The organism is Streptomyces sp. NPDC088246 (assembly GCF_044741025.1).
Lineage (GTDB): Bacteria > Actinomycetota > Actinomycetes > Streptomycetales > Streptomycetaceae > Streptomyces.
On the sequence record NZ_JBIURV010000022.1, the window covers coordinates 43,871 to 49,983 of the forward strand.

The 6,113-nt window shown below is 69.2% G+C and carries 7 protein-coding genes and 1 pseudogene; 3 read left to right on the top strand and 5 right to left on the bottom strand.

The annotated features are described in order from the left end of the window. Positions 1 to 15: 15 nt before the first annotated feature. The 4 genes from ACIPEK_RS27625 to ACIPEK_RS27640 form a co-directional block, all read right to left on the bottom strand. Positions 16 to 450 carry a Fur family transcriptional regulator gene (locus tag ACIPEK_RS27625; protein ID WP_266361624.1) on the bottom strand — a complete coding sequence of 145 codons (435 nt, stop codon included), beginning with the start codon at positions 448 to 450 and terminating at the stop codon, positions 16 to 18. A gap of 65 nt (positions 451 to 515) precedes the next feature. Further along, positions 516 to 1,409, bottom strand: a complete 894-nt coding sequence (locus tag ACIPEK_RS27630) for a metal ABC transporter permease (RefSeq protein WP_402001221.1) — start codon at positions 1,407 to 1,409, stop codon at positions 516 to 518. Between the two features lie 2 nt (positions 1,410 to 1,411). Then, complete coding sequence (locus ACIPEK_RS27635) at positions 1,412 to 2,194, bottom strand: metal ABC transporter ATP-binding protein (RefSeq protein WP_402001224.1); 783 nt, start codon at positions 2,192 to 2,194, stop codon at positions 1,412 to 1,414. A 38-nt stretch (positions 2,195 to 2,232) separates the two neighbouring features. Then, complete coding sequence (locus ACIPEK_RS27640) at positions 2,233 to 3,186, bottom strand: metal ABC transporter substrate-binding protein (protein WP_402001227.1); 954 nt, start codon at positions 3,184 to 3,186, stop codon at positions 2,233 to 2,235. A 207-nt stretch (positions 3,187 to 3,393) separates the two neighbouring features. Here ACIPEK_RS27640 and ACIPEK_RS27645 point away from each other — a divergent pair, with 207 nt between their 5' ends. The 3 genes from ACIPEK_RS27645 to ACIPEK_RS27655 all read left to right on the top strand — a co-directional run bounded on the left by ACIPEK_RS27645 (position 3,394) and on the right by ACIPEK_RS27655 (position 5,543). Beyond that, positions 3,394 to 4,776 carry a glycine--tRNA ligase gene (locus tag ACIPEK_RS27645; protein ID WP_383037465.1) on the top strand — a complete coding sequence of 461 codons (1,383 nt, stop codon included), beginning with the start codon at positions 3,394 to 3,396 and terminating at the stop codon, positions 4,774 to 4,776. A gap of 117 nt (positions 4,777 to 4,893) precedes the next feature. Then, positions 4,894 to 5,097, top strand: coding sequence for a hypothetical protein (locus tag ACIPEK_RS27650; protein WP_266361629.1), 204 nt, complete (start codon positions 4,894 to 4,896; stop codon positions 5,095 to 5,097). Positions 5,098 to 5,294: 197 nt separating this feature from the next. After that, complete coding sequence (locus ACIPEK_RS27655) at positions 5,295 to 5,543, top strand: DUF6243 family protein (RefSeq protein WP_402001231.1); 249 nt, start codon at positions 5,295 to 5,297, stop codon at positions 5,541 to 5,543. An 89-nt stretch (positions 5,544 to 5,632) separates the two neighbouring features. On the opposite strand, the pseudogene ACIPEK_RS27660 reads toward ACIPEK_RS27655, so the two are convergent. Next, positions 5,633 to 5,779, bottom strand: a pseudogene (locus tag ACIPEK_RS27660) (MFS transporter); the annotation flags it as partial. Between the last annotated feature and the right edge of the window lie 334 nt (positions 5,780 to 6,113).

Here is a 6,113-nt window from a genome sequence, read left to right on the forward strand (position 1 = left end):
GCCGCCCCCGGACCGTCATCCCTTCGCGCTCGCGCACTCCGCACACGTCCCGAAGATCTCCACCGTGTGGGCCACGTTCACATACCCGTGCTGCGCGGCGATCGTCTCCGCCCACTGCTCCACCGCGGGCCCCTCGACCTCCACGGCCTTGCCGCACATCCGGCACACCAGATGGTGGTGGTGGTCGCCGGTCGAGCAGCGCCGGTACACGGACTCGCCGTCCGTGGTGCGCAGCACATCGACCTCGCCCGCATCGGCGAGGGACTGAAGCGTGCGGTAGACGGTGGTCAGCCCGACCGAGTCACCGCGGTGCTTGAGCACGTCGTGCAGCTCCTGGGCGCTGCGGAACTCGTCCACCTCGTCGAGCGCCGCAGCCACCGCCGCCCGCTGCCGGGTCGACCGGCCGCGTACCGGGGCCGCGTTCGTTCCACTGATCGGCGCCGTCGCCACAGCAGCCTCCTCGTGTCGCCCGTACCTGTGTCGGGCCATTGTGCCAGCCCGTCCGGGCACCACGGTCAAACCCGGAGTTCGTCCGTGGCCGGGCGGGAGGCCGGTACCTCAAGAGTGCACTCCTCGGACGCCGCTTCGCTCCGGCGGGCGCGCCTTCTGGCCAGCGGGGTCGCGAGCAGCGTCAGGGCGACGAAGACCACGATGGCCAGCAGCACGATCGTCGCGCCGGGCGGGACGTCCTGGTAGTACGAGGTCACGGTGCCGGCCAGGGTCACCGCCGTACCGATGACGACGGACAGTACGAACGTCACCTTGAAGGACCTGGAGATCTGCTGGGCGGCCGCGACCGGCACCACCATCAGCGCGCTGACCAGCAGCAGCCCGACGACCCGCATCGCCACGGTGACCGTCACCGCCGCCGTCACGGCGACCAGCAGATTCAGTGCGCGCACCGGCAGCCCGGTGACCCGGGCGAACTCCTCGTCCTGGCTGACCGCGAACAGTTGCCGGCGCAGCCCCAGCGTCACCAGCAGCACGAAGGCGGCCAGCAGGCAGATCGCGGTGATGTCCTCGGTGGAGACCGTGGAGAGGGAGCCGAAGAGGTACGAGGTGAGGTTGGCGTTGGAGCCGGTGTCGGAGAGGTTGATCAGCAGGACGCCGCCCGCCATGCCGCCGTAGAACAGCATGGCCAGCGCGATGTCGCCGCGGGTGCGTCCGTACCAGCGGATCAGCTCCATCGCGACGGCGCCGATGACGGCGACCGCCGTGGCCATCCACACCGGGCTGGTGGAGAGCAGGAAGCCGAGGCCGACACCGGTCATCGCGATATGGCCGATGCCGTCGCCCATCAGGGCCTGGCGGCGCTGGACGAGGTAGATGCCGACGGCGGGGGCGATGACGCCGACCAGTACGGCGGCGAGCAGGGCCCGCTGCATGAAGGGAGGGTCGAGGAATTCCATGATCAGCTCAGCAGTCCCGTCCGGACGGGCTCGGAGGCCGCGTGGGGGTGTACATGGTCGTGGCCGGGCAGGGCGTGCTGGCCCAGCGCCTTCGGGGGCGGTCCGTCGTGCATCACACAGCCGTCGCGCAGCACGATCGCGCGGTCGATCAGCGGCTCCAGCGGGCCGAGCTCGTGCAGCACGAGCAGCACCGTGGTGCCGGCCGCGACCTGTTCGCGGAGCGTCGCGGCGAGGATCTCCTGGCTGGCCAGGTCGACGCCGGCCATCGGCTCGTCCATGATCAGCAGCTCCGGTTCGGCGGCCAGCGCCCGGGCGATCAGCACCCGCTGGTGCTGCCCGCCGGAGAGCGCGCTCACGGAGTCCTTGGCCCGGTCGGCGAGGCCCACGAGGTCGATGGCCCGGTCGACGGCGGCCCGGTCGGCCTTGCGGAGCAGCCCCAGTTTCGTACGGGACAGGCGCCCGGAGGAGACGACCTCACGGATCGTGGCGGGCACCCCGCCGGCCGCCGTGGTGCGCTGGGGTACGTAACCGATGCGCGCCCAGCTGCGGAAGCGGCGCAGTGGGGTGCCGAACAGTTCGATGGAGCCGCCGGTGAGCGGGACCTGGCCGATGACGGAGCGTACGGCGGTCGACTTGCCCGAGCCGTTGGCGCCGAGCAGGGCGACGACCTCGCCGCGGTGGACGGTCAGGTCGATGCCGCGCAGCACCGGACGCGCGCCGAGCGTGGCCGTGGCGCCGCGCAGGGCTATCACGGGTTCGGTCGTGGTGCTCCCGGGCTCGGACATGAGCGCCTCCGATGCTGCTGTGGCGAGTGTTACGTGGGTCACTTCGCGCCGAGCGCCTTCTGCAGGGCGGCGAGATTGGACTGCATGACCTCGATGTAGTCATCGCCCTTGGACTTGTCCGTGATTCCCTCCAGGGGGTCCAGGACGTCGGTCTTCAGGCCGGTGTCCTTGGCGAGGGTCTTCGCGGTCTTGTCGCTGGCGAGCGTCTCGAAGAATACGGTGGTGACCTTGTTCTTCTTCGCGACGGCGTGGATCTCGCTGATCCGGGCGGGGCTGGGCTCGGCCTCGGGGTCGACTCCGGCGACGCCCTCCTGGGTGAGGCCGTAGCGCTCGGCGAGGTACCCGAAGGCGGAGTGGGTGGTGATGAAGGTCTTGGTCGCGGTGTTCTTCAGGCCCGTCTCGTACGCCGTGTTCAACGCGTCGAGCTTGTCGACCAGCGCGTCCGTGTTCTTGCGGTAGTCCGCGGCGTGGTCGGGGTCGGTCTTCTCCAGGGACTTTCCGACGCCCTTGGCGACCTCGGCGTACTTCACCGGGTCCAGCCAGATGTGGGGGTCGGCTCCGGCCTCGTCGCCGCGGTGCTCATGACCGTGTTCGTCGGCCCCGGTCTCGGTGCCGTGGTCTTCCAGCACGGTGAGGGCCGAGGCGTCGACGACGTCCTTCGAGCCGGACTGCTTGATGGCGTCGTCGACGGCGGGCTGGATGCCCTTGAGGTACAGGATGTAGTCGGCGTCGCCGAGTCCGCCGATCTGCCGCGGGGTGAGTTCCAGATCGTGCGGCTCGACCCCCGGCTTGGTCAGCGTGGTGACCGAGACGTGCTTCCCGCCGATCTGCTCGGCCAGGAACTGCATCGGATAGAACGAGGCCACCACGTTCAGCTTGTCGCCGTTCTTGTGGTCGGCGGCATCCGAGGTGGAGCAGGCGGTGAGGGCGGTGAGGCCGAGGACGACCGCTCCGGCGACGGCGGCTGTGGGTATGAGGCGGCTTACGTTCATGACAGTCATTTTCAACAAAACTGGAAACGATTGTCAACAAGGCTGATGAGATGACCGCTCGGCCGTCCGCGCCGATACCGATTTGATCGAAGGGGCGTGCCCGCCGGTAATCTGAAGCATTCGCCCGCCCGTCTCCCGACCACCACCCCCACCGAGGCGCTTCGCGCCACCCCTGTCCAATTTCGTCGTCGTAATGAAGAGAGCACCGTGGCCGCCGACAAGATCGACTCCATCGTCAGCCTGAGCAAGCGCCGTGGCTTCGTCTATCCCTGCAGTGAGATCTACGGTGGTCAGCGTGCCGCCTGGGACTACGGGCCGCTGGGCGTCGAGCTGAAGGAGAACCTCAAGCGCCAGTGGTGGCGCTACATGGTCACCTCGCGCGACGACGTGGTCGGACTCGACTCGTCGGTCATCCTGGCCCCCGAGGTCTGGGTTGCCTCCGGTCACGTCGCCACGTTCACCGACCCGCTGACCGAGTGCACCTCCTGCCACAAGCGCTTCCGCGCCGACCACCTGGAGGAGGCGTACGAGGAGAAGCACGGCCACGCGCCCGCGAACGGTCTGGCCGAGCTCAACTGCCCCAACTGCGGCAACAAGGGCACGTTCACCGAGCCCAAGCAGTTCTCGGGTCTGCTCTCCACCCACCTCGGCCCGACCCAGGACTCCGGCTCGGTCGCCTATCTGCGTCCCGAGACCGCGCAGGGCATCTTCACCAACTTCGGCCAGGTGCAGCAGACTTCGCGCAAGAAGCCGCCGTTCGGTATCGCCCAGATGGGCAAGTCCTTCCGGAACGAGATCACTCCGGGCAACTTCATCTTCCGCACCCGCGAGTTCGAGCAGATGGAGATGGAGTTCTTCGTCAAGCCGGGTGAGGACGAGAAGTGGCAGGAATACTGGATGGAGCAGCGCTGGAACTGGTACACCGGCCTGGGCCTGCGCGAGGAGAACATGCGGTGGTTCGAGCACCCGCAGGAGAAGCTCTCGCACTACTCCAAGCGCACCGCTGACATCGAGTACCGCTTCCGCTTCGGCGGCAGCGAGTGGGGCGAGCTGGAGGGCGTGGCCAACCGCACGGACTACGACCTCAAGGCGCACTCCAAGGCCTCGGGCACGGACCTGTCCTTCTTCGACCAGGAGGCCGGCGAGCGCTGGACTCCGTACGTCATCGAGCCGGCAGCCGGTGTAGGCCGCGCGATGCTCGCCTTCCTCCTCGACGCCTACATCGAGGACGAGGCGCCCAACGCCAAGGGCGTCATGGAGAAGCGCACCGTGATGCGTCTCGACCCGCGCCTCGCGCCGGTCAAGGTCGCCGTCCTGCCGCTGTCCCGCAACCCGCAGCTCTCGCCGAAGGCCAAGGGCCTCGCGACCGACCTGCGGAAGAACTGGAACATCGAGTTCGACGACGCGGGCGCCATCGGCCGCCGCTACCGTCGTCAGGACGAGATCGGTACGCCGTTCTGTGTCACCGTCGACTTCGACACCCTCGACGACAACGCGGTGACCGTACGCGAGCGCGACACCATGAAGCAGGAGCGCGTCTCCCTGGACCAGATCCAGGCCTACCTCGGCGCCCGACTGCTGGGCTGCTGACGCACCACGGTTTCACGGCGAAGCCCCCGGTTCCTCGTACGGAACCGGGGGCTTCGTTGCACACTGTCCACGCTGAGCAGTTGCGTCAACGCGTCAATGCGTCAACAGGAGGCTCGGATGCCGTCCATGACCACGAGCAAGGTCAGCAGATGGGATCAGCACGGCCGTGAACATGTCGTCCATGTACGGAAGTCGGGGATGCAGCGGCAGCTGAGCTGCGACACCTGCGGCTGGCGCAAGGGTGTCCAGTTCCTGCCCTGGCTCAAGGCCGAGGAACATCTCGCCGAGGCCCACCAGGCGACGGTCGACCCGACCGCCTGAGAGCCGGGCGCAGGGACCGGCGCGCGGACCGGCCGAAAACCGGGTGCGGGGGCACGCCGGGCCGGGGTACGGTTCCGGCATGTCTTCGTTCTTCCAGATTTACGAGTGAGAGCGCGGCGGGTCCGACCACCCGCCGCCCATCGGACCGATTCCAGGTCGTTTCAGACCTCACTTCTCACCACGAATGGGAGAACGCCGTGGCCAAGAGCCGCAACAACCTCCTCGGTGTGGGCGGACAGCGCAAGAAGCTGTCCCGCGCCGAGCAGCAGGGCGCGGGCTCTGCGCGCAATGCCGACCGCAAGACGGCTGCCGAGCAGAAGCAGGAGCTGCTGCGCAAGATGCGTGAGCGCGCGCAGTCCGGATCCTCCGCCGCGCAGACGGAGCCGTCGTCGGACGACGCCGCCTGCGCGGGCGCGCCCGAGCAGGACGCCCCGGCACAGAGCTGACGCCTCCTCGCCACCCGTACGACCGTGGGCCCGGATCACCTCGTGATCCGGGCCCACGCCCTTGTCCGTGCCCCGTTGCCGCCCCGTGCTCACGCCACCCTGCGCGGCAGCCGCAGACTGAGCAGCGTCGTCAGCACCACCTCGGCCAACTGCACCAGCAGCGTCACGGCCGGCGCGTCCAGCATGCCCGCGCCCGGGACCAAGGAGAGGAACAGCGTGCCGGGCGTGGCCGACCCAGGGCCGGCGCGGCCTGCTGAGACCGACCGGCACATGGGGGGTGGGAGAAGGGGCGAGGCTGGGTGCGTGCAGGTGCAAGGCGGAGGAGGGAAGCAACGCGAAGGGGGTCCCCCCATGCCTTCAGGGCTATGGGGGAGTTGTTGACCGACGACAACGCCGGAGGGGGTCCCCCTGGCCCTTAAGGCCTTGGGGGAGTGCGTGCCCAGCTCCGCGACGCCGCCCCCCCCATGTGCCGGTCGGTCCGAGTCGTCGGCATCACCGTTCCTGGCCGGGGCGGGGGGGGGGGGGGCGGGCCCCCCCCCCCCCCCCCGCCCCCCCCCCCCCCCCCCCGGA

Bases quoted from the DNA above. Each gene is read 5' to 3' on its own strand.
- ACIPEK_RS27630 (WP_402001221.1), bottom strand. From the start codon at position 1,409: ATGGAATTCCTCGACCCTCCCTTCATGCAGCGGGCCCTGCTCGCCGCC.
- ACIPEK_RS27635 (WP_402001224.1), bottom strand. From the start codon at position 2,194: ATGTCCGAGCCCGGGAGCACCACGACCGAACCCGTGATAGCCCTGCGC.
- ACIPEK_RS27640 (WP_402001227.1), bottom strand. From the start codon at position 3,186: ATGAACGTAAGCCGCCTCATACCCACAGCCGCCGTCGCCGGAGCGGTC.
- ACIPEK_RS27650 (WP_266361629.1), top strand. From the start codon at position 4,894: ATGCCGTCCATGACCACGAGCAAGGTCAGCAGATGGGATCAGCACGGC.